Origin of the sequence: Stenotrophomonas hibiscicola ATCC 19867, from assembly GCF_000382065.1 — a bacterium.
Classification (GTDB): domain Bacteria; phylum Pseudomonadota; class Gammaproteobacteria; order Xanthomonadales; family Xanthomonadaceae; genus Stenotrophomonas; species Stenotrophomonas hibiscicola.
In genome coordinates this window covers 617,356-644,329 of sequence record NZ_KB907498.1, presented here as the reverse complement: position 1 = coordinate 644,329, position 26,974 = coordinate 617,356, and the positions used below count along the sequence as shown (strand labels likewise).

At 67.1% G+C, this 26,974-nt stretch carries 24 protein-coding genes; 12 read left to right on the top strand and 12 right to left on the bottom strand.

Translation table 11 applies throughout. The features are described 5' to 3' along the window. Positions 1–29 precede the first annotated feature (29 nt). Complete coding sequence (locus tag G370_RS0103165; protein ID WP_019659305.1) at positions 30–785, bottom strand: arginyltransferase; 756 nt, start codon at positions 783–785, stop codon at positions 30–32. A 156-nt stretch (positions 786–941) separates the two neighbouring features. On the opposite strand from G370_RS0103165, the gene G370_RS0103160 reads away from it, so the two are divergent. After that, entirely contained in the window at positions 942–1,502 is a 561-nt protein-coding gene (locus G370_RS0103160; RefSeq protein ID WP_019659304.1) for an EF-hand domain-containing protein, read from the top strand. 51 nt (positions 1,503–1,553) lie between these two features. On the opposite strand, the gene G370_RS0103155 is transcribed toward G370_RS0103160, so the two are convergent. The 4 genes from G370_RS0103155 to G370_RS0103140 all read right to left on the bottom strand — a co-directional run bounded on the left by G370_RS0103155 (position 1,554) and on the right by G370_RS0103140 (position 5,266). After that, positions 1,554–2,771 (bottom strand): RNA polymerase sigma factor, encoded by a 1,218-nt coding sequence (locus G370_RS0103155; RefSeq protein ID WP_019659303.1) that lies wholly within the window; start codon positions 2,769–2,771, stop codon positions 1,554–1,556. Positions 2,772–2,995: 224 nt separating this feature from the next. Further along, positions 2,996–3,505, bottom strand: coding sequence for a pathogenicity-like protein (locus G370_RS0103150; RefSeq protein WP_019659302.1), 510 nt, complete (start codon positions 3,503–3,505; stop codon positions 2,996–2,998). 5 nt (positions 3,506–3,510) lie between these two features. Continuing rightward, positions 3,511–4,410: an acyl-CoA thioesterase II gene (tesB, locus tag G370_RS0103145; protein WP_032953622.1), complete on the bottom strand. Its 900-nt coding sequence runs from the start codon at positions 4,408–4,410 to the stop codon at positions 3,511–3,513. Between the two features lie 79 nt (positions 4,411–4,489). Next, on the bottom strand, positions 4,490–5,266 hold the full coding sequence (locus G370_RS0103140) for an enoyl-CoA hydratase/isomerase family protein (protein WP_019659300.1): 777 nt from the start codon (positions 5,264–5,266) through the stop codon (positions 4,490–4,492). A 34-nt stretch (positions 5,267–5,300) separates the two neighbouring features. On the opposite strand from G370_RS0103140, the gene G370_RS0103135 reads away from it, so the two are divergent. Further along, a complete protein-coding gene (locus tag G370_RS0103135) occupies positions 5,301–5,747 on the top strand; it encodes a copper chaperone PCu(A)C (protein ID WP_019659299.1) in 447 nt (148 codons plus the stop codon). 92 nt (positions 5,748–5,839) lie between these two features. Here G370_RS0103135 and G370_RS0103130 read toward each other — a convergent pair whose 3' ends face one another. The 3 genes from G370_RS0103130 to uvrA all read right to left on the bottom strand — a co-directional run bounded on the left by G370_RS0103130 (position 5,840) and on the right by uvrA (position 10,053). Then, the gene (locus tag G370_RS0103130) at positions 5,840–6,565 is read right to left on the bottom strand and encodes a hypothetical protein (RefSeq protein ID WP_019659298.1); all 726 of its coding nucleotides are present in this window, start codon (positions 6,563–6,565) and stop codon (positions 5,840–5,842) included. Positions 6,566–6,655: 90 nt separating this feature from the next. Further along, complete coding sequence (locus G370_RS0103125) at positions 6,656–7,063, bottom strand: acyl-CoA thioesterase (RefSeq protein WP_019659297.1); 408 nt, start codon at positions 7,061–7,063, stop codon at positions 6,656–6,658. Further along, positions 7,063–10,053, bottom strand: a complete 2,991-nt coding sequence (uvrA, locus tag G370_RS0103120; RefSeq protein ID WP_019659296.1) for an excinuclease ABC subunit UvrA — start codon at positions 10,051–10,053, stop codon at positions 7,063–7,065. The genes G370_RS0103125 and uvrA overlap by 1 nt, the downstream gene beginning before the upstream one ends. Before the next feature lie 338 nt (positions 10,054–10,391). Here uvrA and rplU point away from each other — a divergent pair, with 338 nt between their 5' ends. From rplU to cgtA, 3 genes are all read left to right on the top strand, one after another. Further along, positions 10,392–10,700: a 50S ribosomal protein L21 gene (rplU, locus tag G370_RS0103115; protein ID WP_005408557.1), complete on the top strand. Its 309-nt coding sequence runs from the start codon at positions 10,392–10,394 to the stop codon at positions 10,698–10,700. 18 nt (positions 10,701–10,718) lie between these two features. Next, complete coding sequence (rpmA, locus tag G370_RS0103110) at positions 10,719–10,982, top strand: 50S ribosomal protein L27 (protein WP_005408558.1); 264 nt, start codon at positions 10,719–10,721, stop codon at positions 10,980–10,982. Between the two features lie 177 nt (positions 10,983–11,159). Next, complete coding sequence (gene cgtA, locus G370_RS0103105; RefSeq protein ID WP_019659295.1) at positions 11,160–12,212, top strand: Obg family GTPase CgtA; 1,053 nt, start codon at positions 11,160–11,162, stop codon at positions 12,210–12,212. Positions 12,213–12,379: 167 nt separating this feature from the next. Here the strand turns inward: cgtA and rpsT are convergent, their stop codons facing one another. Further along, the gene (gene rpsT, locus G370_RS0103100; RefSeq protein ID WP_005408560.1) at positions 12,380–12,649 is read right to left on the bottom strand and encodes a 30S ribosomal protein S20; all 270 of its coding nucleotides are present in this window, start codon (positions 12,647–12,649) and stop codon (positions 12,380–12,382) included. 116 nt (positions 12,650–12,765) lie between these two features. Between rpsT and murJ the strand changes: the two genes are divergently transcribed. The 7 genes from murJ (at position 12,766) to G370_RS0103065 (ending at position 22,385) form a co-directional block, all read left to right on the top strand. Continuing rightward, positions 12,766–14,370 (top strand): murein biosynthesis integral membrane protein MurJ, encoded by a 1,605-nt coding sequence (gene murJ / locus G370_RS0103095; protein ID WP_032955127.1) that lies wholly within the window; start codon positions 12,766–12,768, stop codon positions 14,368–14,370. Between the two features lie 75 nt (positions 14,371–14,445). Next, positions 14,446–15,393, top strand: coding sequence for a bifunctional riboflavin kinase/FAD synthetase (locus tag G370_RS0103090; protein ID WP_019659293.1), 948 nt, complete (start codon positions 14,446–14,448; stop codon positions 15,391–15,393). After that, entirely contained in the window at positions 15,390–18,221 is a 2,832-nt protein-coding gene (gene ileS, locus G370_RS0103085) for an isoleucine--tRNA ligase (protein WP_019659292.1), read from the top strand. The genes G370_RS0103090 and ileS overlap by 4 nt, the downstream gene beginning before the upstream one ends. Beyond that, positions 18,221–18,745 (top strand): signal peptidase II, encoded by a 525-nt coding sequence (gene lspA / locus G370_RS0103080; RefSeq protein ID WP_014646377.1) that lies wholly within the window; start codon positions 18,221–18,223, stop codon positions 18,743–18,745. The genes ileS and lspA overlap by 1 nt, the downstream gene beginning before the upstream one ends. Positions 18,746–18,772: 27 nt before the next feature. Beyond that, positions 18,773–19,723 (top strand): 4-hydroxy-3-methylbut-2-enyl diphosphate reductase, encoded by a 951-nt coding sequence (gene ispH / locus G370_RS0103075; RefSeq protein WP_019659291.1) that lies wholly within the window; start codon positions 18,773–18,775, stop codon positions 19,721–19,723. Positions 19,724–19,839: 116 nt separating this feature from the next. Further along, a complete protein-coding gene (locus tag G370_RS0103070) occupies positions 19,840–21,723 on the top strand; it encodes a M61 family metallopeptidase (RefSeq protein WP_019659290.1) in 1,884 nt (627 codons plus the stop codon). Next, entirely contained in the window at positions 21,720–22,385 is a 666-nt protein-coding gene (locus G370_RS0103065) for a lysoplasmalogenase (protein ID WP_019659289.1), read from the top strand. The genes G370_RS0103070 and G370_RS0103065 overlap by 4 nt, the downstream gene beginning before the upstream one ends. Before the next feature lie 85 nt (positions 22,386–22,470). Here G370_RS0103065 and G370_RS0103060 read toward each other — a convergent pair whose 3' ends face one another. From G370_RS0103060 to G370_RS0103050, 3 genes are read right to left on the bottom strand one after another with little or no spacing between them, the layout of a single operon-like run. Then, positions 22,471–23,178: a hypothetical protein gene (locus G370_RS0103060; protein ID WP_019659288.1), complete on the bottom strand. Its 708-nt coding sequence runs from the start codon at positions 23,176–23,178 to the stop codon at positions 22,471–22,473. After that, positions 23,175–24,131, bottom strand: coding sequence for a hypothetical protein (locus tag G370_RS0103055; RefSeq protein ID WP_019659287.1), 957 nt, complete (start codon positions 24,129–24,131; stop codon positions 23,175–23,177). The genes G370_RS0103060 and G370_RS0103055 overlap by 4 nt, the downstream gene beginning before the upstream one ends. A 47-nt stretch (positions 24,132–24,178) precedes the next feature. Next, positions 24,179–26,974 carry a TonB-dependent receptor plug domain-containing protein gene (locus tag G370_RS0103050; protein WP_019659286.1) on the bottom strand — a complete coding sequence of 932 codons (2,796 nt, stop codon included), beginning with the start codon at positions 26,972–26,974 and terminating at the stop codon, positions 24,179–24,181.

Sequence of the window (26,974 nt, the reverse complement as noted above, 5' to 3'; positions counted from 1 at the left end):
TGTGCACCTGGCCTGGTGTCAGCGGTTTGTCAGCGCCCGTCCAGTTCGTTGTCGAAATCGTGCCAGCGGCGGCCGTCGTACGCCTCCAGCGGATGGAAGCGGCGCTTGTAGTCCATCTTCTGGTGGCCGCGGATCCAGTAGCCCAGGTACACGTGTGGCAGGCCCTCGCGGCGCGCCCATTCAATCTGCTGCAGGATCGCGAAGGTGCCCAGCCCGCGCGCGGCGTGGTCCGGGTCGAAGAACGTGTAGACCGCCGACAGGCCGTGCTCGGTGACGTCGGTCACTGCCACCCCCAGCAGCTGGCTGGGCTGGCCGTCGTGGCCGGGCAGGCGCATCTCCATGAAGCGGGTGTGCGACCAGCTGCCGATCAGGAACTGCTCGAATTCGTGCGGGCCGTGGTCGTCCATGCCGCCATTGGCGTGGCGGTGGGTGAGGTAGCGGTGATACAGCGCGAACAGGTCGTCGCGGGCGGTGGCGGCGGTTATCCGTACCTCCAGGTCGGCATTGCGGGCGGCGCAGCGGCGCTGGCTGCGGTCCGGAGCGAAGCGCGCCACCGGGATCCGCACCGCCACGCAGGCCTGGCAGTGCGCGCAATGGGGCCGGTAGACCAGATCGCCGCTGCGGCGGAAGCCCCAGCTCAGTGCCAGCGGATAGAGCGCACCGAGGCGGCGGTCGTTCGGGTCCAGCACCAGGTCGCGTGCCACCCGGTCCGACCAGTACCCGCAGGGGTGCTCGCCGGTCTGGAAAAGTCGCAGTTCGTCGTCTCTGTCGCCATGTATCGCCATGGGCACAGCATAGCCCCAGCCTGTCGCAGTGGCGGCGACTGTCCGCCGGATGAATGGAATCGGCAGTGGCGTCAACCGAGGTCGCGCCCGGGCGTTGTTGTCCCCCGAGGGTGAAGTGATCACCCCGACGCTGTTCCCATCCCCAGGAGTGACCTCATGATCCGTACCCCCCTGCTGCTGGCCCTGCTGCTGGGCACCTCCGCTTCCGGAATCGCGCTGGCCGCCGACACCCCGGCCACGCCGGCGCAGCGCCCGGCCAAGCTGGACACCAATGGCGACGGCGTGATCGACCGCAGCGAGGCGGCTGCCAATCCGCGCCTGGCCGCGAAGTTCGACGAGCTGGACAAGAACAAGGACGGCAAGCTCTCGCGCGATGAGCTGCCGCGCTGGCAGCATGGCCGCCGTGGCCACGGCGGTGAGCGCTGGGCCAAGCTGGACGTCAACAATGACGGCCGCATCAGCCGCGACGAGGCCAAGGCCGATCCGCGCTTGGCTGCGCGCTTCGACCAGCTCGACCTCAACAAGGACGGTTACCTGGACAAGGCCGATCGCGAGCTGCGCATGAAGCAGCATCGTGATGCTTGGTTTGCCGCCGCCGACACCAACAAGGACGGCCAGCTGAGCAAGGCCGAGTTCGACGCGGCCAAGGGTCCGATGCACGGCGGCCCGCGCCACGGTGGCCCGCGTGATGGCAGCGCGCCGAAGCCGCAGCGCTGAGTTTCAATGCAGTGATTGACGACAACGCCGGCGCATCGCCGGCGTTGTCCGTTACAGCCGGCCGCTCCGCACCAGCGAATACAGCACAAGCGCGATGACCATCAGGTTCATGGCGATGATGCCGGTGCGGCCGTACATGGCCTCGTACTTCCAGTTGGTTCCGGTGAGCCCGCGCTGCAGCGAGTCACGCGCGATCATCGGCGCCATCAGCCGCTGCAGCGGTACCAGGCACTGGTAGTTGACTACGGCCAGGCCCGCGACCTGCACCAGCAGGACGGCCCAGAGCGGCGCCTGCAGCAGCACTGCCATCAGGATCGTCAGGCACCAGAGCATGCAGGTGCCGATGTTGAGATAGAGGAAACGGCGGACGTCGGCGCGCTCGGCCTCGCTGCGGGTGTACGACATCAGGAAGCGTCCACCGAAGTAGCTGCCGACCGTGCCGCCGACCACGCCACCGATGACCGCTCCCCAGCTTTCAGCCGGCATCATGTGCAGTTGCCCCAGTGCGGCGGTCAGCGAGCCCATCGCGGTACCGCCGGCGGCACTTGCGCCACCGAGGCTGAGCTTGCTGCCACCGATGCCGACACCGGTGCCGAGCAGGATTGCGGCACTGGCGGTGCCGGGCGCGGCCACCAGTACCATCGAAACCACCGCCGTAGCGAACGCGGCACTGGGTGCGCTGCTACGCGCGAACTCACCGAAGCGCTGCAGCAGGCCGTCGCGCACCAGCGCGCGGGCGCGCGACAGGCGCTTGCGCACCGCAGCGTCGCTGAGCCCGAGCAGGTCGGCCACCTGTTGCGAGCGCTGGCCCTCGCGGTAGTACAGCAGCAGCACTTCGCGGCTGTCTGCGGGCAGGGCAGAGATGATCTCCTCGGCGGCGATCTCCTCTTCCACCCGCTGCAGGCGGTCGGCAGCACCCGGGGCGGGGTCGGCGGCCATGCCCATCGCCACCTCGGCCGCCTCGCCAGTCAGCGGGCGCCCGCGCTGGGCGCGCAGCCAGTCGCGGGCCAGGTTGCGGGTGATCTGCCGCAGCCACGGCAGGAAGCTGGTCGAACTGCGCAGCTGGTGCAGCTGCTGCCAGCCCTTGACGAAGGCCTCCTGGGCGATGTCCTCGCTGGCTTGGCGGTCGCGGGTAATGGCCAGCGCGATGGCGGTGACCGTGTTCTGGCAGGCCAGCACGATGCGCCCGTAGGCGTGCTGGCAACCGCTTGCGGCGGCGGGCAGTTCGCGTTCCAGGGTCTGGTCGATCGATGCGGCGAACGTCGTCATGGCGGCAGCTCTCCTGCTGGGATTGTGTCCCATGACGGAGCCGCGCGCGAAGTGTGACCGCAGATGCTGATGCATCTTCAGTCCGCGCATTCCACCTCATCCCCGCGCCGTTGGCGCGCCCCCTTGAACAACAAGGGGGGGCCAATCCTGACGGGTTACGGTGAAGTCGCGGCCCTGCTGACAGGCCGCTGCGCTCGCCGGGCATGGCCCGGCGCTACCGCCTCTTACTTGGAGGGCTGGATGCGGACCCGCACTTCTTCCTCTGCCGGCGCGGCCTGCGGTGCCGGCTGTGCCTGCTGCGGCTGGGCCTGCGGGGCAGGGGCCGGCGCGACCGGTGCCGGGGCACCACGATGGCGCAGGCCGATGACCAACGCCACGCCAGCAATCACCACCAGCAGGGCGATGCGGATGCGCCAGGCCCAGCTGCGGCCGCCGCTGCCCGGTTCCGCCGTGTCGCGGAAGGCGAATTCGGCGGTGGGGTGGTCGCGGCGGGTAGTGTCGAGCAGGCGCGCCTCGCGCAGGATTTCGCGCGCGCGCGGCTGGTCGTCGGCACGCACGATCCATACCGCCGGATAGGCGTTGGCGTTGCCCAGGTCGGTATAGCTGAACTGGCCGCGGCGACGGGTCTTGTAGGAGCGCCCGTTGGTCACCTTGACCTCGATGCCATGCCCGCGCAGGAGCTCGGCCACGCCTTCGACGGTTTCCACGCGCTGGCTGCTGAAGATCTGGCGCATGGGTTTTACTCCTTGGCCGGCACGGCGGCCGCGGCAGCCTGGTCGGGAACCACGCGGATCAGGCCTTCCTGCGCGGTGCTGGCCACCAGCACGCCGTTGCGGGTGAAGAACTGGCCGCGGGCCAGGCCGCGCGAATCCTGCGCGCTGGGGCTGTCCAGCGAATACAGCAGCCAGTCGTCGGCACGGAACGGGCGGTGGAACCAGATCGCGTGGTCGAGCGAGGCCATCTGCACGTGCGGGTGGTAGTAGCTGATGCCGTGCGGGAACGTCGCCGTGCCCAGCAGGTGGAAGTCGGAGGCGTAGGCCAGCAGCGCCTGGTGCAGTTCGGGCGCATCGCCGACCGGTTCGCTCAGGCGCAGCCACACCTGGTGGTAGGGCGGGCGCTTGGGCGGGTTCAGTTCATCGCGCGGGTAGACGTGGCGGAACTCGAACGGGCCGCCACGCGACAGCCAGCGCTGCACCTTGATCGGCAGTCGCTCCAGCACCTCGGCCGGCAGCGGCCGGTTCGGTTCGATGTCTTCCGGCTGCGGCACCTCGGGCATCTTGTGCTGGTGCTCGGCGCCGGTCTCGGCCTGCTGGAAAGAGGCCGCGCAGAAGAAGATCACCTTGCCGTGCTGGATCGCGGTGACCCGTCGCACCGAGAAGCTGCCGCCATCGCGTGTGCGGTCCACGTCGTAGACGATCGGGTGGTCGATGTTGCCAGCGCGCAGGAAATAGGCGTGCAGTGAGTGCACGTGGCGGCCATTGTCGACCGTGGCCTGCGCTGCGGCCAGCGCCTGGCCCAGCACCTGCCCGCCGAACACGTACTTGGTGCCGATGTCGCGGCTCTGCCCGCGGAACAGGTTGTCCTCCAGCCGCTCCAGCGTGAGCAGGTCGATCAGCTCGGAGACGACGGGTTCGGGCATGTCGTTCAAGGGGGCGGCCACAGCAGTGAAGAGGCCCCGATTATACCGGTGCAGGCCAGCCCATCATCGGTAGCGCCGGCTACTTGCCCAGCCGCGCCACCAGCGCCTGCAGCGCGTTCTGTGCATCCGGGGCGAACCAGGCCTCGACGAAGCGGTCGAGCTGGATCAGGTCCGGGTGCAGCGCCTCGTGCAGGTCGGCGCGGGCGATGGCGCGGGTCAGCAGCATCGGCTGGCGCGGCTGCTTGAGCAGGTTCTGCAGCCAGGCCACGGCACGTGCCACCACCAGGTCACCCTCGGCCAGCTCATCGACCAGCCCGATCTGCAGCGCCTGTTCGGCGGGCACCAGCGAACCGGTGGTGAGCAGCACGCCGGCGCGGTGCACGCCCACCGCACGCCGCAGCAGGCGCTGGATGCCCTCCGGCGCGATCAGGCCGACCTGCACTTCGTTCAGGCCGATGGCGTACGGCCGCGACGGATCGGCGCTGCGCGCCATCACCCGGTAGTCGCAGCACAGCGCCAGCACGCAGCCACCGGCCGGCGCGTGGCCGGTGATCGCGGCCACCACCGGGATACGGCTCTCGGCCAGCGTGCGCACCGCGCCGAAGAAGGCGTTCCAGGTGTCCAGCAGCCTGTGCTTGTCATCGCCGTGCGAGAGCAGGTGCGGCACGTCCATGCCGCCGGTGAAGATGCGCTCGCTGCCCGACAGCACGATGCCGTGCGCGTCTTCGGCCATGGCCAGCTCGATGGCGTGGATCAACTGCCGGCACAGGTCGGTGTCCAGTGCGTTGACCGGCGGCCGCGCCAGGCGCAGCTCGCGGATGGGGCCGTGGTTGATCACCTCGATGAGCGTCGTCATGCTGCGGTCTCGTTGCGAAGAAGGAACCTGGGCGATGATAACCAAACCATTCGTTGGCGTACTGTGGGTTCTGTGTGCGGCCGCAGCATCGGCTTCAGCGGCCGAACCGGCCTGCGTCACGGTGGAGCAGGGCTGGGCGCGGTTGCCACCGAATCCGGCGATGCCGATGACCGCTGGTTACGGCGTGATCCACAACGGCTGCAGCAAGGCGGTGGCAATCACTGGCGCAGCCAGCAGCAGCTTCGATGATGTGTCACTGCACGAGACCACGAATGTCGATGGCGTCAGCCGGATGCGCGCGATCGAACGCCTGCCGCTGGCGCCGGGCGCGCGTGCCGAGCTCAAGCCCGGCGGCCTGCACCTGATGCTGATGCAGGGCAAGGGCGCGTTGAAGGAAGGCCAGGCGTTGCCGTTGCGGCTGCAGCTGGAAAGCGGCGGCGAAGCGAGTGCGACGTTGACCGTGCGCAAGGCTGCGCCGTAACGCGTCGCCCGTTCCGCCGGGCATGGCCCGGCGCTACCAGTGATGATCCGGCGGTCATGCCTGGGTAGCGCCGGGCCATGCCCGGCGGGATGCTACGTCCAATCGTACGAGAACAGCACCGTGCGGCTCACCGGCTCATACAGCATCACTATCGCGTCGGCGCCGGTGGCGCACCAGTTGTAGCCAGCGACTTCGGCCACTGCGAAGAACTTGTGGCCGCCGTGGCGGATGATCGCCAGTTCGGCATCATCTGGAGCATGCCGGTCGTTGGCGGCGTCGGTGAATTCCAGGGTGAAGGCGGCCGGAATATCGGCTGTTTCGATCCAGTTGCCACAGGAAATCCGTCCACCCAGCGTATCCAGGTAATCGCGCTCGCTGGGCTCGTCCTTGCCATAGCGCGAGTAGCAGGCCAGGCGGCCGTGCGTGGCATGGTAGTCACGCGCCTTGGCATAGCTCTCGCGCATCTGCGCGATGTGTTTCCGCGCGAGCTTGTCATCCACCTGATCGCCGATGAAATAGCCCTCGTTGCCGAGGAAGCGCATCTGGTTGCCGGCGGTCAGCTCGAAGGCGATCCAGTTGGTGCTGGTGAAGTCGTTGTGGTGTTCTTCGGTGGTCTCGCCGATGCAGCCGTCGTACGGCTCGATCGGGCACAGCATCGTTGCCACCTGGCCGGCCAGTTCAGGGCGCAGCACACCGAGGTCGATCTTCAGCAGCGGCAGCAGATGCTGGGCGAGCCACGCCTGGTCAGCGGGGAAGACATCGGTAGGGAAGGGGACCATGCCGGGCAGCAGGTCGCGCAGTTCAGTCTGGTGGATCATCTCAGTCCTTTGAATGGGATCGGTAGTGCCGGCCGCTGGCCGGCATGCGCGAAGCATCTGGAGGTTGCCGGCCAGCGGCCGGCACTACCTTCAGGTGGAAGCGCTGCGGATCGCCTCCGGCAGCGGTGCGCTCCTGCCGGTCTGCGTATCCATCCAGACCACCACCACGTTGCCATCCGAGTACAGCTTCGAGTCGTCCTGCTGGTCGACGATGCGGTGGCCGATGGTCACGCTGCTGTTGCCCAGGCGCTCGACGAACAGCTCGACCAGGATGTCGTTGGGCCACACGATCGGCAGGCGGTAGTTGACGTTGGTCGCGGCCACCACCGGTGCGATGCGGTCGGTCATCGACACGCCTTCCACGCCCAGCATCCAGCGCACGCGCGCTTCCTCCAGGTAGGAAATGTACTTGGCGTTGTTGACGTGGCCCATGCTGTCCATGTCACGCCAGCGCACGCTGATCGGGATGCGGGCCAGGATCTTGTGTTCGCTGCTCATCAGGCGTCCTTCTTCTTGCGGGTCGTCGCGGTCTTGCTGGTCTTGCCGGTGCTCCTGGCAGCCACCGCCTTCTTCGCCGGCTTCTCAGGCTTCAGCTTGCGTGGCGGACGGGCGTCGGGCTTGTTGGCCACCGCAGCCGGTTGCTCCGGGCGCGCGCTGGTGGAGGGCAGCATGCGGGCCAGGAACTGGCCGGTGTACGACTGCGGGCAGGCCGCCACATCCTCCGGCGTGCCGGTGACCAGGATGGTGCCACCGCGATGGCCGCCTTCCGGGCCCAGATCCACGATCCAGTCGGCGGTCTTGATCACGTCCAGGTTGTGCTCGATCACCACCACCGTGTTGCCTTCGTCGCGCAGCTTGTGCAGCACGCCCAGCAGCGCTTCGATGTCGTGGAAGTGCAGGCCGGTGGTCGGCTCGTCGAGGATGTACAGGGTGCGGCCGGTATCGCGGCGCGACAGTTCCTTGGACAGCTTCACGCGCTGGGCTTCACCACCGGACAGCGTGGTCGCGCTCTGGCCCAGCTTGATGTAGCTCAGGCCCACGTCCACCAGCGTTTCCAGCTTGCGCGCGATCGACGGCACCGGCTCGAACAGCTTCAGCGCATCCTCGACGGTCATTTCCAGCACGTCGTTGATGTTGAAGCCCTTGTAAAGGATCTCCAGCGTTTCGCGGTTGTAGCGCTTGCCGTGGCAGACATCGCAGGGCACGTACACGTCCGGCAGGAAGTGCATCTCCACCTTGATCAGGCCGTCGCCCTGGCAGGCCTCGCAGCGGCCGCCGCGCACGTTGAAGCTGAAACGGCCCGGCGAATAGCCGCGCGCACGCGCCTCCGGCACCTGTGCGAACAATTCGCGCAGCGGCGTGAACAGGCCGGTGTAGGTGGCCGGGTTCGATCGCGGGGTGCGGCCGATCGGCGACTGGTCGATGTCCACCACCTTGTCGAACAGATCCAGGCCATCAATCTCCCTGTACGGCGCAACCGGGTGCGAGGCACCGTTGATCTCGTTGGCAGCCAGCGAGAACAGGGTATCGTTGATCAGGGTCGACTTGCCCGAGCCGGACACGCCCGTCACGCAGGTCAGCAGGCCCGCCGGAATCGCCAGGTCCACGCCCTTGAGGTTGTTGCCGCTGGCACCGCGCAGGTGCAGCGTCATCTTCGGGTTCGGCGTGTGCCGGCGAGCAGGAATCTCGATCGCGCGCTTGCCGGACAGGTACTGGCCGGTCAGCGAGCGCGGGGCCTCCAGAATGTCCTGCAGGGTGCCCTGGCCGACGATCTCGCCGCCATGCACGCCCGCGCCCGGGCCGATGTCCAGCACGTAGTCGGCCAGGCGGATCGCGTCCTCGTCATGCTCGACCACGATCACCGTGTTGCCCAGGTCGCGCAGGCGGGTGAGGGTGCCCAACAGGCGTTCATTGTCGCGCTGGTGCAGGCCGATCGACGGTTCGTCGAGCACGTACATCACGCCCACCAGGCCGGCGCCGATCTGGCTGGCCAGGCGGATGCGCTGCGCCTCGCCACCGGACAGGGTGTCGGCCTTGCGTTCCAGGGTCAGGTAATCCAGGCCCACATCGACCAGGAAGCCGAGGCGCTCACCGATTTCCTTGACGATCTTCGCGGCGATCTCGCCACGCCAGCCCGGCAGGCTCAGCTCGCTGAAGAACTTCAGCGCCTCGTCGATCGGCAGCACCACCAGCTCCGGCAGTGGGCGGTCGGCCACGAACACGTTGCGTGCCGCCTTGTTCAGGCGCGCGCCGTTGCACTCCGGGCACGGGCGTTCGCTGATGTACTTGGACAGCTCCTCGCGTACCGCCGGCGATTCGGTCTCCTTGTAGCGGCGTTCGAGGTTGGGAATGATGCCTTCGAAGCGGTGCTTCCGCTGGGTGCGGCCGCCGGCTTCGGTGAAGTAGGTGAAGGTGATCGTTTCATCGCCGCTGCCGTACAGCACGGCCTGCTGCACCTTGGCTGACAGGGAGTTCCACGCAGCGTCCACGTCGAACCTGTAGTGCTTGGCCAGCGAGGCGATCAGCTGGAAGTAGTAGGCGTTGCGACGGTCCCAGCCGCGCACCGCACCGGCGGCCAGCGACAGCTCCGGATGCACCACCACCCGCGACGGATCGAAGAACTCGGCCATGCCCAGGCCATCGCAGCCGGGGCACGCACCCATCGGTGCATTGAACGAGAACAGGCGCGGTTCCAGCTCCGGCAGCGAGTAGTCGCAGACCGGGCAGGAGTACTTGGAGGAGAACAGCGTGGGCGAAGCATCGGCGCTGTCCAGGCTCTGCACCGAGGCCATGCCATCGCCCAGCTTGAGCGCCGTTTCAAAGCTCTCGGCCAGGCGCTGCTTGATGTCCTCGCGCGGGCGGAAGCGGTCGATCACCGCCTCGATGGTGTGTTTCTGGCGCAGCGCCAGCGGCGGCACCGCATCGATTTCGTGCAGCTCGCCGTCCACGCGCACACGCACGAAGCCCTGCGCGCGCAGCTGGTCGAAGACCTGTGCGTGTTCGCCCTTGCGGTCACGGATGACCGGGGCCAGCAGCATGTAGCGCTGCTCCGGGTCCAGGGTCAGCACCTGGTCGACCATCTGGCTGACCGTCTGCGCCTCCAGTGGGTAGCCGTGGTCCGGGCAGCGCGGGGTGCCCACGCGTGCGTACAGCAGGCGCAGGTAGTCGTAGATCTCGGTGATGGTGCCGACCGTCGAACGCGGGTTGTGCGAGGTCGACTTCTGCTCGATCGAGATGGCCGGGGACAGGCCTTCGATGTGGTCCAGGTCCGGCTTTTCCATCACGCTCAGGAACTGGCGCGCATAGGCCGACAGCGACTCGACGTAGCGGCGCTGGCCTTCTGCATAGATGGTGTCGAACGCCAGCGAGGACTTGCCCGAACCGGACAGGCCGGTGATCACGATCAGCTTGTCGCGGGGCAGGTCGAGGTCGAGGTTCTTCAGGTTGTGCGTCCGCGCGCCGCGGATGCGGATGAAATCCATCGCCATGGGGGATCCGGTTGTGGGGGCGTTGGCTGGGTGCCGGGCCAGCAGGGAACGGCAATCGGTCAGCCTACCGAGGTGACCAGATGGGGGCAATGGGCGACAATGCCACCCCGGCGTCTCACGTTGTGAGACCGGCCGACAGCTTTGTGTAGGGTCGGGCCATGTGCAGCGGCCTGGACCGCGAACCGTTCAGCCGTGCATGGCTCGGCCTGCAGGCCCGGGCCCGTGGGTCGTTCAGGGGTTGACTTGACCCGCGCCCGCTGATCTGCGTACAATCCCGCTCCTGTCCGCCCTCGATGGCGGCAGTTCAGACCACAATAACTACAGAGGAAGGCCTGGTCATGTACGCAGTACTGGTCACCGGCGGTAAGCAATACCGCGTGGCGCAGGGCGAAAAGCTCCGCATTGAAAAGCTCGAAGTCGAAGTCGGCAGCGAGATCAAGTTCGACAACATCCTGATGCTGGGTGACAGCGATGGCGTGAAGCTGGGCGATGCGCTGAAGGGCGCTGCCGTCACCGCCAAGGTCCTGTCCCAGGGTCGTGCTGACAAGGTGCGGATCATCAAGTTCCGTCGCCGCAAGCACCACATGAAGCGTCAGGGGCACCGTCAGTACTACACCGAAATCGAGATCACCGGCATCGCCGGCTAAGTATCAGGAGAAGCAGTCATGGCACATAAAAAGGGCGTAGGCTCCTCGCGCAACGGTCGCGACTCCAACCCGAAGTACCTGGGCGTCAAGATCTTCGGCGGCCAGGCCATCGAAGCCGGCAACATCATCGTGCGTCAGCGCGGCACCCAGTTCCACCCGGGCACCGGCGTTGGCCTGGGCCGTGACCACACCCTGTTCGCCCTCGTGGACGGCAAGGTGGAGTTCTCGGTCAAGGGCGCCAAGAAGCGCCGCACCGTCAGCATCGTCTCGGCCGACGCCTGATCCAGGCATCGCCGGCACCCGTGCCCCGGCATGGGAGTGCTGCATGAAGAGCCCCGCTTCGGCGGGGCTTTTCGTTAGAGTTGAAGCAAGACCGGCTTGGCCGGGTTACCGGCCCGCGGCCGGCATGACATTCAAGGTGGCGGCCAGCAGGCCGCGCCCATCGCAGGCATCGAAACAATGAAACTGGTAGACGAAGCAGAAATCGAAGTGTTCGCCGGCAACGGCGGCAACGGCTGCATTGGCTTCCGTCGCGAGAAGTTCATTCCGCTCGGCGGCCCGGACGGCGGCGACGGCGGTGCGGGCGGCAGCGTTTACATCCGCGCCGACGAAAACCTGAACACCCTGGTCGACTTCCGCCATGAGCGCATCTTCAAGGCGCAGCGTGGCGAGAACGGCATGGGCCGCCAGGCCTACGGCAAGGGCGGCGAAGACCTGACCATCACCGTGCCGGTCGGCACCGTGGTCATCAACGTTGCCACCGATGAAGTCATCGGCGACCTGACCCGGCACGGCGACCGCCTGCTGGTGGCCAAGGGCGGCCGCGGTGGCCTGGGCAACATGCACTTCAAGAGCTCGACCAATCGCTCGCCGCGCCAGGCGCTGCCGGGCGAGCCGGGTGAGGAGCGCACGCTGAAGCTGGAGCTGAAGCTGCTGGCCGACGTCGGCCTGCTGGGCTTCCCCAATGCCGGCAAGAGCACCCTGATCCGTGCCGTTTCGGCTGCAACGCCGAAGGTGGCCGATTACCCGTTCACCACGCTGTACCCGAACCTGGGCGTGGTGAAGGTGGAGAACCACCGCAGCTTCGTGATCGCCGACATTCCGGGCCTGATCGAAGGCGCTGCGGACGGCGCCGGCCTGGGTGCGCAGTTCCTGCGCCACCTGCAGCGCACCCGCCTGCTGCTGCACCTGGTGGACATCTCGCCGATGGAAGGCGGCGTGGAGGGGATTTCGCCGGTGGAGCAGGTGCGTGCGATCGAACGCGAGCTGGAGAAGCACGATCCGGAGCTGCTGAACAAGCCGCGCTGGCTGGTGCTGAACAAGGCTGACCTGATGTTCGAAGACGAGGCGCAGGCCGCGGCCGAGCAGATCGTCGCCGAGCTGGGCTGGAAGGAGCCGTGGTTCCTGGTCTCCGCGCTGGGCCGCGAAGGTACCTTCCCGATCATGAGCCGGATCATGGCGTTCTTCGATCGCCAGAAGGAAGGCGAGCTGGAAGCCCGCAACGCGCAGTAATGCCGTTGTGGTTCCATGCGAAAAACCCGGCTTCGGCCGGGTTTTTCATTTGGTAGTGCCGGCCGCGCGGCTCCGCGGATCGCCCGGAGCGCAGGCAACAAAAAACCCGGCCGGGGCCGGGCTTTTGCCTGCAGCCCAACCCCGAAGGGCAGGGCGGCAACGCCGGATCAGGCGGCCTTGAGGGCCTTGATGCGGTCGTTCAGGCGGCTCTTGTGGCGAGCAGCCTTGTTCTTGTGGATCAGGCCACGCGCGCTGAAGCGATCCAGGATCGGCTGGGCAACGGCGAAGGCGGCTTCGGCGCCGGCGGCATCGTTGGCGTCCAGCGCCTTGATCACTTTCTTGACAGCGGTGCGCAGCATCGAGCGCTGAGCCACGTTGCGCGCGTTGCGCACGACGGTCTGCTTGGCGCGCTTCTTGGCGGACTTGATATTGGCCACGGTGGTGGTTTCCTGAAAAATCGGTGTTATGGGAACAGCAAGCTAGCTAGTATGATGGCGTAAGAAATGCACGTCAAGTCGATTGTCAAGAGGGACGCTGAGTGAGTTCACCCAAGTTGTTGCGGGGCCTGCTGTCGTTCAGCAGCATGACCATGGTCTCGCGCGTTCTCGGACTTGTCCGGGACTTCGTGGTGACCACCACGTTCGGCACCAACGCCATCACTGATGCTTTCTGGGTCGCCTTCAGGGTACCCAATTTCCTGCGGCGTTTGTTCGCCGAGGGCTCGTTTGCCACCGCTTTCGTGCCCGTGTTCACGGAAGTGAAGGAAACCCGCAGCCACGCCGAACTGCGCGAACTGATGGCGCGCACCGCCGGCACCCTGGGCGGGGTGCTGATGCTGGTCACCGCACTGGCCCTGATCTTCGCGCCGCAGCTGGCCTCGGTCTTCTCCAGTGGCGTTGATACCGACCCGGTCAAGCAGGGCCTGCTGGTCGACCTGTTCCGCCTGACCTTCCCGTTCCTGCTGTTCGTCTCGCTGACCGCACTGGCCGGCGGTGCGCTGAACAGCTTCCAGCGCTTCGCGATGCCGGCGCTGACCCCGGTCATTCTCAACCTGTGCATGATCGCCGGTGCGCTGTGGCTGGCGCCGCGGCTGGGCGGCACGCCAGAAAAGCAGATCCTGGCGCTGGGCTGGGCGGTGCTGGCGGCCGGCATCCTGCAGTTGCTGTTCCAGCTGCCCTCGCTGAAGGGCATCAACCTGCTGACCCTGCCGCGCTGGGGCTGGAGCCATCCGGGCGTGCGCAAGGTGATGACGCTGATGGTGCCGACCCTGTTCGGTTCCTCTGTGGCGCAGATCAACCTGCTGCTGGACACGGTGATCGCGGCCAAGCTGACCGATGGCTCGCAGTCCTGGCTGTCGCTGGCCGACCGCTTCCTGGAGCTGCCGCTGGGCGTGTTCGGCGTGGCGCTGGGCACGGTGATCCTGCCGGCGCTGGCCCGCCATCACGTCAGTACCGACCGCGAGGGCTTCTCGCGCTCGTTGGACTGGGGCCTGCGCATGACCCTGCTGATCTCGGTGCCGGCCATGCTGGGCCTGCTGCTGCTGGCCGAGCCGCTGATCGCGACCATCTTCCAGCACGGCCAGTTCAGTGCCTTCGATACCCGCATGACCGCGTTGTCGGTGTACGGCCTGAGCTTCGGCCTGCCGGCATTCGCCCTGCTGAAGGTGGTACTGCCGGCTTTCTACGCCCGCCAGGACACCAAGACGCCGGTGCGCGCGGGTGTGGCCGCGCTGGTGGCCAACATGGTGTTCAACTTCGCCCTTCTGGCGGTGTTGTACCAGGTGATGGTGCCGGACGAGCTGAAGGCGCAGGGCGTGATGGCGGCCATCGGCAAGCAGCCGGGCCTGCACCTGGCGCTGGGCATTGCCAGTGCGCTGTCCAGTTACCTGAACCTGGGCCTGCTCTGGTACTGGCTGGGCAAGACCGATGTCTACCGCCGTCGGCCGGGCTGGGCTGGCTATCTGCTGCGGCTGCTGCTGGCCTGCGCGGCCATGGTCGGGGTGCTGCTGGCCCTGCTGCACTGGCTGCCAGGCTTCTCGGCGATGACTGTGTGGGAGCGGATCGGCGCCCTGGCGCTGCTGGTCGGTGGCGGTGGCGCGACCTACGCGGTTGCCATGGTGGCGATGGGCTTCCGCCCGCGCGACCTGCGTGGGCATTGATCGTGCGCCGTGACGGCTATACTTCAGGGTTACACCATTGAAGCGGCGGCCCCGGTCGGGCCGGAACGAGAGTTGATGAGCAGGCTGTTCAGAAGCGTGGAGGGCGGGGCGCTGTTCCCCAACGGAAGCGTGGTCTGTATCGGTGCATTTGACGGCCTCCACCTGGGCCATCGTGCGCTGGTGCGCCACGCGGTTGCCCGCGCGCGCGCCTTGGGCGTGGCCGCAGTGGCCGTGGCATTCGAGCCGCTGCCGCGTGAATTCTTTTCCCAGGGCACGCCGCCACCGCGGCTGACCCTGGCGCGCAGCAAGGTCGAGATCCTGCGCGAGCTCGGTGTGGATGCGATCGGACTGCTGCGTTTCGACGCGGCGATGGCAGCGATGCCGGCCGAGGATTTCGTCCACCGGCTGCTGGCCCACCGCCTGGGCGCACGCGAAGTGTGGATCGGCCCGGAGTTCTGCTTCGGCAACCGCCGCCGTGGCGACCTGGCCCTGCTGCAGAAGATGGGTGCTGCACTGGGCTTCACCGCGGGCGAGATCGAAGCGGTGGATCTGCATGGCGAGCGCATTTCCAGCACCCGCATCCGCCAGCTGCTGCAGCAGGGCGACTTCGCCCGTGCCAACGACCTGCTGGGCCGTCCATACGCGATCAGCGGCCGGGTGGTGCGCGGTCGACAGCTTGGCCGTACGCTGGGTTTCCCCACTGCCAACCTGCGTTTCCCGAAGACGCCGGCGCTGTCGGGTATCTACGCGACCTGGGTGCATGGTGTGTTCGACCAACCGTGGCCATCGGTGTCCAGCTTCGGCACGCGGCCGACGGTGGAGGGCGTGGAGCCGCTGCTGGAAGCCCACCTGTTCGATTTCCAGGGTGACCTGTACGGTCGCCACATCGACGTGGAATTCGTCGCCAAGCTGCGCGACGAAGAGAAGTTCAATGATCTGGCGGCGCTGACCGACCAGATGCACCGCGACGCCGAACAGGCGCGCGCCATCCTTTCCGAACATAGATTGCGAGCCACTGCGTGAGCCAGGACTACAAGACCACCCTGAACCTGCCAGCCACCGAATTCCCGATGCGCGGCGACCTGCCCAAGCGCGAGCCGGGCATTCTGGCGCGGTGGGAAGCGCAGGGGCTCTACCAGCAGCTGCGCGACAACGCCGCCGGCCGCCCGCTGTTCGTGCTGCACGACGGCCCCCCGTACGCCAACGGCCGCATCCACCTCGGCCACGCGGTCAACAAGATCCTGAAGGACATCATCGTCAAGTCGCGCTACCTGGCCGGCTTCGATGCGCCCTATGTGCCGGGCTGGGACTGCCATGGCCTGCCGATCGAGATCGCGGTCGAGAAGAAGTGGGGCAAGGTCGGCACCAAGCTCGACGCCGTCGAATTCCGCCAGAAGTGCCGCGAGTTCGCCGAAGAGCAGATCAACATCCAGCGCGTGGACTTCAAGCGCCTGGGCGTGACCGGTGACTGGGACAACCCGTACAAGACCCTGAGCTTCGACTTCGAAGCCAACGAGATCCGCGCGCTGTCCAAGGTCGTGGCCAACGGTCACCTGGTGCGCGGTGCCAAGCCGGTGTACTGGTGCTTCGACTGTGGCTCGGCGCTGGCCGAGGCCGAGATCGAGTACCAGGAAAAGGAATCGCCGGCGATCGACGTGGCCTACGCCGCACGCGATGCGCAGGCCATCGGCCAGGCGTTCGGCGTGAGCGTACCGGCCGACGTGGAAGTGGCCGTACCGATCTGGACCACCGCCCCGTGGACGCTGCCGGCCTCGCTGGCGGTGTCGCTGGGCGCGGAGATCCGCTACGTGCTGGCCGAAGGCCCGGCGCACAACGGCAAGCGCCGTTGGCTGGTGCTGGCTGCGGCGCTGGCCGAGCGCGCACTGCAGCGCTACGGCGTCGAGAACGTGGTGCTGCACGGTGAAACCACCGGCGCGGCGCTGGAGAACCAGCTGCTGGCGCACCCGTTCTACCCGGAGCGCGAGATCCTGGTACTCAACGGCGACCACGTCTCCGACGAGGACGGTACCGGTGCGGTGCACACCGCCCCCGGCCACGGCCAGGAAGACTTCGTGGTCAGCCAGAAGTACGGCCTGCTGGACAAGTACAACGCCGGCCAGGTGACCCCGATCGACGGTCGTGGCGTGTACCTGGAATCGACCCCGCCGGCCGGTGACGTGGTGCTGGCCGGCCAGCACCTGTGGAAGGCGCAGGAGGCCATCGTCGGCGTGCTGCGCGACAACGGTTCGCTGCTGGCGTTCCATCCGATCCGCCACAGCTACCCGCACTGCTGGCGCCACAAGACGCCGGTGGTGTTCCGCGCCACTCCGCAGTGGTTCATCTCGATGGACAAGGCCAACCTGCGCAACGATGCGCTGGCCGCCATCGACACCGTCGGCTGGTTCCCGACCTGGGGGAAGGCGCGCATCCAGAGCATGGTCGACGGCCGCCCGGACTGGACCATCTCGCGCCAGCGCACCTGGGGCGTGCCGATCGCACTGTTCACCCACCGGCAGACCGGCGAGATCCATCCGCGTTCGGTGGAGCTGATGCAGCAGGTCGCCGACCGCGTCGAAGCCGAGGGCATCGACGTGTGGTACTCGCTGGATGCCGCCGAACTGCTGGGCGCTGAAGCCGCCGACTACGAGAAGGTCACCGACATCCTCGACGTCTGGTTCGATTCGGGCGTGACCCATGAAGGCGTGCTCGCCGCGCGTGGCTTCGGCAAGCCGGCCGACCTGTACCTGGAAGGTTCCGACCAGCACCGCGGCTGGTTCCAGTCCTCGCTGCTGACCGGCGTGGCGATCGACAAGCGCGCCCCGTACAAGCAGTGCCTGACCCACGGCTTCACCGTGGATGAGCACGGCCGCAAGATGTCCAAGTCGCTGGGCAACGGCATCGAGCCGCAGGACATCATGAACAAGCTGGGCGCGGACATCCTGCGCCTGTGGATCGCCTCGGCCGACTACAGCAACGAGATGTCGCTGTCGCAGGAGATCCTGAAGCGCAATGCCGATGCCTACCGCCGACTGCGCAACACCGCACGCTTCCTGCTCGGCAACCTGGACGGCTTCGACCCGGCGCTGCACCTGCAGCCGCTCGAGCAGATGGTCGCGCTGGACCGCTGGATCGTGCATCGCGCGTGGGAGCTGCAGGAGAAGATCAAGGCGGCCTACGACGGCTATAACATGGCCGAGATCGTGCAGCTGCTGCTGAACTTCTGCAGCGTGGACCTGGGCTCGCTGTACCTGGACGTGACCAAGGATCGCCTGTACACGATGCCGACCGATTCGCACGGTCGCCGTTCGGCACAGAGCGCGATGTACCACATCGCCGAAGCGTTCACCCGCTGGGTCGCGCCGATCCTGACCTTCACCGCCGACGAGCTGTGGGGCTACCTGCCGGGCGAGCATGCTGGCCATGTGCTGTTCACCACGTGGTACGACGGCCTGACGCCGCTGCCGGCCGATGCCCAGCTCAACGCCGCCGACTTCGACCAGCTGCTGGCCGTGCGCGAACAGGTGGCCAAGGTGCTCGAGCCGATGCGGGCAAACGGCGCGATCGGTGCCGCACTGGAAGCGGAGATCACCATTGCCGCCAGCGAGGAGCAGGCCGCGCGCTGGCAGCCGCTGGCCGATGAACTGCGTTTCCTGTTCATCAGTGGCGACGTGCAGGTGCGCCCGGCGACCACCGACGAGGTGTTCGTCAGTGCCCAGCCGACCAGCAAGGCCAAGTGCGTGCGCTGCTGGCACCACCGCGCCGACGTCGGCAGCAACGCCGACCATCCGGAACTGTGCGGCCGCTGCGTGAGTAACGTGACCGGCGCCGGCGAAGTGCGGAGCTGGTTCTGATGGCCGCGCCCCGTCCGCATCCGAACGCTCTGGTCTGGCTGCTGCTGTCGGTGGCCATCATCGGCCTGGACCAGTGGTCCAAGGCCTGGGTGCTGTCCAGCCTCCCGGAGTTCCAGCCGGTGGTGGTCATCGACGGCTTCTGGAACTGGTACCGCACCTATAACACCGGCGCGGCATTCAGTTTCCTGAGCGACGCCGGTGGCTGGCAGAAGTACTTCTTCACTGCACTGGCTATCGCCATCAGCGGCCTGATGGCCTGGTGGCTGCGCGGCACCGCGCGCGGCAACTGGAAGGCCGCGGTGCCGTATGCGCTCATCATCGGCGGCGCCATCGGCAACGTGATCGACCGCCAGGTGCACGGCCACGTGGTCGACTTCATCCAGTGGTACGTGGGCAGCTACACCTGGCCCTCGTTCAACATCGCCGACTCGGCCATCGTGGTGGGTGCCATCGGCATCGCCCTGTTTGGCCTGTTCGACGGCAAGTCCGCCAAAAAGGCGGATAATGCCAATCCGAAACCGTAAGCCGGCCGCTGCCGGGAGATTGAACTGATGGATGTGCTGCTCGCCAACCCGCGTGGTTTCTGTGCCGGTGTCGATCGTGCGATCGAGATCGTCAAGCGCGCGATCGAAACGCTGGGCGCGCCCATCTACGTCCGCCATGAAGTGGTGCACAACCGCTTCGTGGTCGACGACCTGAAGCAGCGCGGCGCGATCTTCGTCGAGGAACTCGACGAAGTGCCGGACAACAACACGGTGATCTTCAGCGCCCATGGCGTGTCCCAGGCCGTGCGCCAGGAAGCCGAGCGCCGTGGCCTGAAGGTGTTCGACGCCACCTGCCCGCTGGTGACCAAGGTCCACTTCGAAGTCGCCCGCCACTGCCGTGCCGGCCGTGACGTGGTGTTGATCGGCCACGCCGGTCACCCGGAGGTGGAAGGCACCATGGGCCAGTGGAACCGCGAAGCCGGCACCGGCCAGATCTACCTGGTGGAAGACGTGGAGCAGGTTGCCACGCTGCAGATCAACCAGCCGGACAACTTCGCCTACACCACCCAGACCACGCTGTCGGTGGATGACACGCGCGGCATCATCGATGCGCTGCGCGAGCGCTTCCCGGCGATGCAGGGCCCGAAGAACGACGACATCTGCTACGCCACGCAGAACCGCCAGGACGCCGTACGCGATCTGGCCAAGCGCTGCGACCTGGTGCTGGTGGTCGGTTCGCCGAACAGCTCCAACTCCAACCGCCTGAGCGAGCTGGCCCGCCGTGAAGGCGTGGAGTCGTACCTGATCGATGGCGCGCACGAGATCGACCCGGCGTGGGTGGCGGGCAAGCAGCACATCGGCGTGACCGCTGGCGCCTCGGCGCCGCAGGTGCTGGTCGACGGCGTGCTGGCACGCCTGGCCGAGCTGGGTGCCAGTGGCGTGTCCGAGCTGGACGGCGAGCCGGAATCGATGGTGTTCGCGCTGCCGAAGGAACTGCGCCTGCGCCTGGTCGACTGACCGGAAAAGGCCTCATCCACGCCACGCGTGGATAAGCACATCCATGACCTTTGGCCATGGGGCCGGCCATCGCACAGGCCTAGCATCGGAGGATTCTCCGATGCTGGAAGTTGCCGATGAAGACCCGTGCCCTGGCGATGTCGTTGCTGTTCGCGCTGGCCGCCACGCCCGCGCTGGCGCAGGCCTCGCCATCGGGTGATGCCGCAGCCCCAGGCCTGCTGCGCATCGATGTGGATGCACGTGACCTTGCCCGTCGCATCTTCAAGGTGACCGCCACCGTGCCGGTCAAGCCCGGTCCGGTCACCCTGCTGTACCCGCAGTGGATTCCCGGCAACCATTCGCCCACCGGCCCGATCGACAAGCTGGCCGGCCTGCGTATCACCGCCAACGGCAAGCCGCTGGCCTGGCAGCGCGACCAGTACAACGTCTATGCGTTCAAGGTGGACGTGCCCGAGGGCGTCAGCGAGATCGTCGCCCACTTCGATTTCCTGTCCTCGCAGGGCGGCAGCCAGGGGCGGGTGGTGATGACCCCGGAAATGCTCAACCTGCAGTGGAACGCCAATTCGCTGTATCCGGCCGGCGTAGATGCGCGCAACCTGCAGGCGCAGGCCAGCGTGACCCTGCCCAAGGGCTGGTCGTTTGCCACGGCGCTGGAAACCGCGCGCCGCGACGGCGATACCGTGGTGTTCAAGCCGATCTCGTATGACCATCTGGTCGATTCGCCGTTGTTTGCCGGCGAGCACTACCAGCGCATCGATCTCGATCCGGGCGCGAAGGTGCCGGTGCACCTCAATGTGTTTGCCGACGAAGCCAAGTCGCTGAAGCCGACCGACGCGCAGATCACGATGCACCGCGCGCTGGTGCAGCAGGCCGACAAGCTCTATGGCGCGCGTCACTACAACCATTATGAATTCCTGCTGGCCTTGACCGATCGTCTTGGCGGCATCGGCCTGGAGCATCACCGCTCCAGCGAGAACAGCGCCGACCCGGGTTACTTCACCGAGTGGGACCGCAACGCGTGGATGCGCGATCTGCTGCCGCACGAGTACACCCATTCCTGGAACGGCAAGTACCGTCGCGGTGCCGACCTGGCCACTGCCAACTTCAACGTGCCCATGGGCGACAGCCTGCTGTGGGTGTACGAAGGGCAGACCCAGTTCTGGGGGCAGGTGCTGGCGGCACGCTCGGGGTTGTGGTCGGCTGCGCAGGCGCGCGACATGCTGGCCAATGTGGCCGCGACCTATGACCGTGGCCGCCCGGGCCTGGCCTGGCGTCCGCTGCAGGACACCACCAACGACCCGACCATCGCCCAGCGTCGCACGCTGCCGTATCGCAACTACCAGATGAGCGAAGACTACTACTCCGGCGGCCAGATGCTGTGGCTGGAAGTGGAAGGCAAGCTGCGCGAACTGAGTGGCAACCGCCGCAGCCTGGATGACTTCGCGCGCGCCTTCTTCGGCGTCGGCAATGGCGACTGGGACGTCAACCCGTACACCTTCGACGACGTGGTCGCGACCTTGAACGGCATCGCGCCGTACGACTGGGCGACGTTCCTGCGCGGGCGCCTGGACGGCCACGGCGCGTTGACCGGTGGCCTGGAGCTGGCGGGCTGGAAGCTGGTCTACCGCGATACGCCGAACGATGCCTACAAGGCGCAGGAGAAGCGCGCCAAGGCCGCATTGCTGGCGTACTCGCTGGGTGCGACGGTGCTCGACAACGGTACGGTCGGCGACGTGATCTGGGACAGCCCGGCCTTCAACGCCGGCCTGGCGCCTGGCATGAAGGTGATTGCCGTTGGCGGGCGTGAGTACAGCAGCCAGCGCTTGAAGGATGCGGTAGCTGCGGCGGCGAAGGACAAGGCGCCGATCGTGCTGCTGGTGAAGCAGTTCGATCGGATCGACACGATGAACATCGACTACCACGGTGGCCTGCAGTACCCGGTGCTGGAGCGCATTGCCGGCAAGCCTGACCGCCTTGCGGAGCTGTGGAAGCCACGATGAAGCCGCGCGCCGGCGATGGCGTGATCCTGCTGATGGCGATCCTGGCCATCGTCGGCACGTTCCTGCACGGTGACGGGCGCTGGCTGCACTGGCTGGCCAAGCCGACCACCACGCTGCTGATCGCTGCCATCGCCTGGCGGGTGCGTGATCCTGCGCAGCCGACCTACCGGCGCGCGGTGCTGGCCGGCATGCTGCTGTCGTGCGTGGGTGACATCGCGCTGATGCTGCCGATGGACGCGTTCGTACCGGGGCTGGTGGCGTTCCTGCTGGCGCATGTCTGCTACATCGTGGCCTTCCGCGATGGCCTGCGTGCCGGACGCGGCCTGCTCGCCGCCAGCGTCCTGCTGGCGACGTTCGCTGTACTCAATGTGCTTGGGCTGTGGCCGCACCTGCCTGCACCGATGCGTATGCCAGTGCTGGCGTACGTGGTGGTGCTGGCCTCGATGGCGGTGTTGGCACTGGCACGCCAGTGCCGCCGGCCACAGCCCGCTGCCGTGGAAGCCCGAAGCGCCCGTTGGGCCGCGGCAGGCGCAGTGCTGTTCGTGGCCAGCGATTCCCTGCTGGCCTGGGACCGCTTCGCCGGTGGCCTGCCGCTGGCGAGCGTGCTGGTGCTGTCCACCTACTACGGCGCGCAGTACGCCATCGCCCGCTCGGTGAAATAGAAAAAGGGGACGGAGGGGATTAAGTCGTTTACGCCACGGTGCTGTCTGCGACTTCATCCCCTCCGTCCCCTTTCTGGGGCGTTGACTATCGGTGGCTCACGTTGCCGGAACGGCCCTGAGCGTCGAACGAGAGTCGCACGGACTCGCGATCACCGGCGACTTCATCCGGCAGCCATGCCAGCTTGCCGCCCTTGCGCACGATCACATAGACGTGGCTGACGTCACCCGGTGTGCCCATCAATGCATTGCGCTGTACCTGCAGCGCCTGCGCCACACGCGGTACTGCCTCGAAATCAATGTTGGCCAGAGGCGTGCTGCTGCGCTGTAGGCTGATGGTGGGCGCGAACTGTTGTGGGTTCACTGGATTGCCCTTGCGCCATTGGCCACGCTCGAAGTGGTAGCTGTCGACGTGGGTCGGCTGCTGCGGGTCGACCAGGTCCAGGTTGATGCGGCCATCGTCGTAGAAGTGGATGCTGTGGAACACCGTCAACCGGTGCCCGGCCAGTGCAGGCATCTGTTCCAGTGCCTGGCGGGCGGCCAGCAGGTAGTCCGCATCGAACAACCGGTTGCTGCGTTCGGGAACCGGCATTGATCGCGGTTCGGGAATCGGGGCGAGCGAAGCGGGCCTCTCGCGCGATGGCGGCATGGTGATCGGCGCGGTCGCGCGGTCAGCCTGCACCGAATGCCCCAGTGTTTCGCCTATCGTCTGCAGCGCACCACCGGCAACGGCGGCGCCGGCCAGCACCAGCAGCACGGCGGAAAATACCACGGGTGTGGAAGGCGACCGCTTCATACAGCCTCCAGGCGCACATTGCTGCGGTCATCCGGGTCGTACAGCAGCGTGACCTGCTCGCGTGGAACGTTGGCCAGCTCGATCAGCGGGATGAAGCGGCGCACGCTCACCTGCTGTATGCCACCTTCGCGGTCGGTGTATTCCAGCTGGAACTCCACCTGCGGCTGTTCGTTGAGGTAGGTGCCGGTCTGGCGCACCTTCAATACCCGGGCCTCCACACCGATGCCGCGGTACTTCAGCGCGTCTCCGCGGGCATCGGCGTGCAGCAGGCGGCCGAGCAGGCGCAGGACCAGGGCGTAGCCGCACAACACCAGCGGGCACACCAGCAGTGGGTGGCCAAAGGTCAGGAAGGTCCAGCCCAGGCCCTCGCTCTGCAGCCGATAGGCCCACACATAGGCAGCGGCAACGGCTGCGATGCCGAGTGCTGCACCGATGCCGCGTCGCCACAGGCTGGCGACATTCAGTTCGGGCTGGGCACCGTCCAGTACCACGTTCGGGAACGCGCCCGGCACCCGGCTCAGGCGTGCATCGACGTGCCTGCCGACGCCGAAGCGCTGCAGTTGCGGCTTGCTGTCGACTACCAGCAGCTGTTCGCGGATCGGCGTGCCGGACAGGTTCTTGAAGGACAGCTGCAGTTTCCATTGCGCGAAGCCACGCACCTGCACGCCGGTCTGTTCAGCGTGTTCGATCAGCGCATCGCGTGGTTCGCCATCGGCGAGGATCGAGCGAACGCGATGCAGGGCGCGTGGTGGGCCGAGCAGCAGGAAATGCAGGAACGCGAACAGCAGAGAGAGCCATGCAGCGAGCGACAGTGCCAGCAGCAACAGTGCCAGCCACGGTGCACTGCGATCAGCCAGCGCCACCGGCCACGAGGTGCCGAAATAGAGAATGCAGGGGAAGGGCAACGCGAAGAACAGCAGGAACGCGCCCCAGAACCAGAGATAGGCCTTCATGGGGGGAGGTGGCAGACCGGTGGAACAGGCCGCGTAGGTTACTACGCTCAGCGGAACTGCAGGGTAAGCAGGTAGTAGCGGCCGAGCGGATCATCCAGCCCCGGCATCTGCCCGCCATTGCCGACCAGGTAGTTCACCGGTTGCGTGTCGAGCACGTTGTGCACGTCCAGCGCCGCGACGACGCGCGGGCCGAGGCGGCGTGCCAGGTGCAGGTTCAAGCGCAGCTGACGCGGATTCATGCAGTGGTTCTGTTCGGCCTGATCCTGCGGGCATTCGGCCCCCGGCAGCCAGGCACGGGTGCGACCAACCTGGTTGCCGCGCAGGGCGACGTCCCAGTTGCTGTTCTGCCATTGCGCGTTCAACACCGCAGCCAGTTCGGGTGTCACATGGCCGCGCAGGTCCACGGCGGCCCCGTGGTCACGGCGCCGACGCAGTTCCTGCTGCTTCAGCGCATCGAGTGAGAACAACCATTGGCCGTTGCTGCCGCTGTCGATGCGGTATTCGCCACGCAGGACCCAGTTGCGGGAGGTGGTGCGGCCGATGTTGTCGAACGACAGGCGCAGGCTGCTCAGGTAGCCGTCGTCATCCAGCTCCCAGGTGGTGCGATTCCACACCGCATCGCTTGGCTGCAGGGCGAGGATCTCGTTGCGCAGTTCCACGATGTTGTGGGTCAGCGACAACGAAAACGTGTCGTTGGGTGTCCATGTGGCGGCCAGCGAATGGCTGCGCGATCGCTCGGCCTTCAGTGCATCGTTCTCAACCACGTTGGCCGTGACGCTGCAGCCGCCACTGGCCGTGGCCATTGCACATTCAGGAAGGGCACTGGACACCGGAAGCGTGATCGACCCGAAGTAGCCCGGGGGGCGCCGTTGCTCGAACAGGCTCGGCGCACGGTAGCCGCGTCCGCTGGCCAGCAGGAACGACCAGTGAGGCGTCGGGGTCCAGCGCAGTCCGGCACGTGGCGAGAACGCCATGAAGCCGTCGTCGCGGTCCCAGCGTGCGGCCAGGTCCGCGCGCAGCGTGGGTGCCAGTGGCAGGCCCAGCTCGGTATAGACACCGCTGCTTTGCCGCGACAGGCGGCGTTGCTGCTGCGGCAAACCCAATGCAAGGTCGCCCTGGCTCAGCAGCGCATCCGGATGCGAGGTCCAGCGCTCATGGCGCAGGTCGATGCCGGTCGCCAGTTGCGCATTGCCCCCAGCCATCGCCATCAGCTCACGCTGCACGCCCCACCAGCCCTGCCACTGTGCAGTGCTGCCGCGGTTGCGGATGGATGGGAACAGCGCGTCCATATCGGCTGCCGGCGGCGCGTCGAAGCCGGGAATGAACCTGCGTGCCTGCGTTGCTTCAAGCAGCAGCGCCGTCCGCACCGTGCCTGCCGTGGACAAGGTGACTTCGCTGCGCTGCGCACTGATGCCGGCTTCCCAGCTGCGCCGGCCCTGGTCACGTCCGATGCCGAAGGTGACGTCCGTATCGGTGGCGCGGACCTTGGGACGCACGTTGCCGGCCTCACGCAGCACACTGTTGAAGGTGATGCCCCGCGACACCACCGCAACGGCGGTCGGGCCCAGGTCGAAGCGCTGGCGGTTGTGACTGGCCCGCACCTCGGCATAGGCATAGCGTCCCTCACCCCGTTCGTGCCGGTAGCGCAGGTAGGCCGACGCGGTATCCGAGGCCGGTTGCAGCGAACGCGGCCGGGCGCTGTCGAACCAGCAGCCGTCCTCGCGCCGCTCCAGGGGCGGCTCGCAGCGCCGCGCGGGCACGTACCAGTTGCCCAGGATCGCGCCGATCGGATACAGCGATGTTTCCGCATGCCAGTCACGCTGGTCACCGGCGACATGCTCGACACGGTGCAGATCGAGACCGGCAAACCAGCGGTCTCCGTTGCCACGCGCGCCGCCCGTGGCGGCCTGCAGGCGGTACTGGCCCGCGTCACCACGGCTGCTGAGTCCGGTCTGCAGCATGGCTTCGGGCCCATCGGCCTGGTCGCGCAGGATGATGTTGACCACGCCGGACATGGCATCGGCGCCATAGATGGCCGAGGCACCGCCGCGTACCAGTTCGATGCGGTCGACGAAGCTCAGCGGAATGCCGCCGAGGTCGGTCAGCCCACCCTGTTCCAGCGACACCATCGGATAGCGCGGCAGGCGCCGGCCATTGACCAGGAACAGCGTCGCCCGCGGTCCCATGCCATCGAGGCTGGTGGTGGCCGCTGCACCCACCGGCAGGTACTGCGAATCGCCGCCGCGCGAGGTGCTCATGGCAGGATGGCCGTTCATGCCGGGCAGGTGCCGCAGCAGGTCGAACAGGTTGCCGTAGCCACTGCGCAGGATGTCGTCACGATCAATGGTGGTGACCGGCAGCGTGGTCTGCACCGAAGAGCGCGGCAGCCGGCTGCCGGTGACGTGGATGGGAGCCAGTTCCACCTCGTGCGGCGTGTCGGCGGACCTGGGAGGCGGGCGCGGCAGACGCGGGGCGGTGAACGCTGCCGGCGGCTTGGCAGGCTCGGCATGGACCCGCCGCACGACAAAAGCACCCGAGGACGTGCGCAGGATGTTCACCGGCAGGCCGGCAACCAGTTGCTTCAGCGAAGCCCTGGCATCGCGCTGGCCACGGGTGCCATCGGTGCGCAGACCCTCCAGTTCACGTGCGTCGAACAGCAGGGCGGTGCCACTCTGCCGGGCCCATTGCTGCAGTGCCGGTACCAGTGGGCCGGCGCCCACGTCGATCGCCAGCGTGCCTGCGGGCGTGCCGGCATCGGCCATCGGTACTGCGGCAACGCCCAGGGCAAGGCATAGCAGGGCCCGGAGCAGCCCCCACTGCAGCGCACCCGGACCTGCCTTCAC

Coding starts and splice junctions, on each gene's coding strand:
- G370_RS0103165 (WP_019659305.1), bottom strand. CDS start 785: ATGGCGATACATGGCGACAGAGACGACGAACTGCGACTTTTCCAGACC.
- G370_RS0103160 (WP_019659304.1), top strand. CDS start 942: ATGATCCGTACCCCCCTGCTGCTGGCCCTGCTGCTGGGCACCTCCGCT.
- G370_RS0103155 (WP_019659303.1), bottom strand. CDS start 2,771: ATGACGACGTTCGCCGCATCGATCGACCAGACCCTGGAACGCGAACTG.
- G370_RS0103150 (WP_019659302.1), bottom strand. CDS start 3,505: ATGCGCCAGATCTTCAGCAGCCAGCGCGTGGAAACCGTCGAAGGCGTG.
- tesB (WP_032953622.1), bottom strand. CDS start 4,410: ATGCCCGAACCCGTCGTCTCCGAGCTGATCGACCTGCTCACGCTGGAG.
- G370_RS0103140 (WP_019659300.1), bottom strand. CDS start 5,266: ATGACGACGCTCATCGAGGTGATCAACCACGGCCCCATCCGCGAGCTG.
- G370_RS0103135 (WP_019659299.1), top strand. CDS start 5,301: ATGATAACCAAACCATTCGTTGGCGTACTGTGGGTTCTGTGTGCGGCC.
- G370_RS0103130 (WP_019659298.1), bottom strand. CDS start 6,565: ATGATCCACCAGACTGAACTGCGCGACCTGCTGCCCGGCATGGTCCCC.
- G370_RS0103125 (WP_019659297.1), bottom strand. CDS start 7,063: ATGAGCAGCGAACACAAGATCCTGGCCCGCATCCCGATCAGCGTGCGC.
- uvrA (WP_019659296.1), bottom strand. CDS start 10,053: ATGGCGATGGATTTCATCCGCATCCGCGGCGCGCGGACGCACAACCTG.
- rplU (WP_005408557.1), top strand. CDS start 10,392: ATGTACGCAGTACTGGTCACCGGCGGTAAGCAATACCGCGTGGCGCAG.
- rpmA (WP_005408558.1), top strand. CDS start 10,719: ATGGCACATAAAAAGGGCGTAGGCTCCTCGCGCAACGGTCGCGACTCC.
- cgtA (WP_019659295.1), top strand. CDS start 11,160: ATGAAACTGGTAGACGAAGCAGAAATCGAAGTGTTCGCCGGCAACGGC.
- G370_RS0103090 (WP_019659293.1), top strand. CDS start 14,446: ATGAGCAGGCTGTTCAGAAGCGTGGAGGGCGGGGCGCTGTTCCCCAAC.
- lspA (WP_014646377.1), top strand. CDS start 18,221: ATGGCCGCGCCCCGTCCGCATCCGAACGCTCTGGTCTGGCTGCTGCTG.
- ispH (WP_019659291.1), top strand. CDS start 18,773: ATGGATGTGCTGCTCGCCAACCCGCGTGGTTTCTGTGCCGGTGTCGAT.
- G370_RS0103070 (WP_019659290.1), top strand. CDS start 19,840: ATGAAGACCCGTGCCCTGGCGATGTCGTTGCTGTTCGCGCTGGCCGCC.
- G370_RS0103065 (WP_019659289.1), top strand. CDS start 21,720: ATGAAGCCGCGCGCCGGCGATGGCGTGATCCTGCTGATGGCGATCCTG.
- G370_RS0103060 (WP_019659288.1), bottom strand. CDS start 23,178: ATGAAGCGGTCGCCTTCCACACCCGTGGTATTTTCCGCCGTGCTGCTG.
- G370_RS0103055 (WP_019659287.1), bottom strand. CDS start 24,131: ATGAAGGCCTATCTCTGGTTCTGGGGCGCGTTCCTGCTGTTCTTCGCG.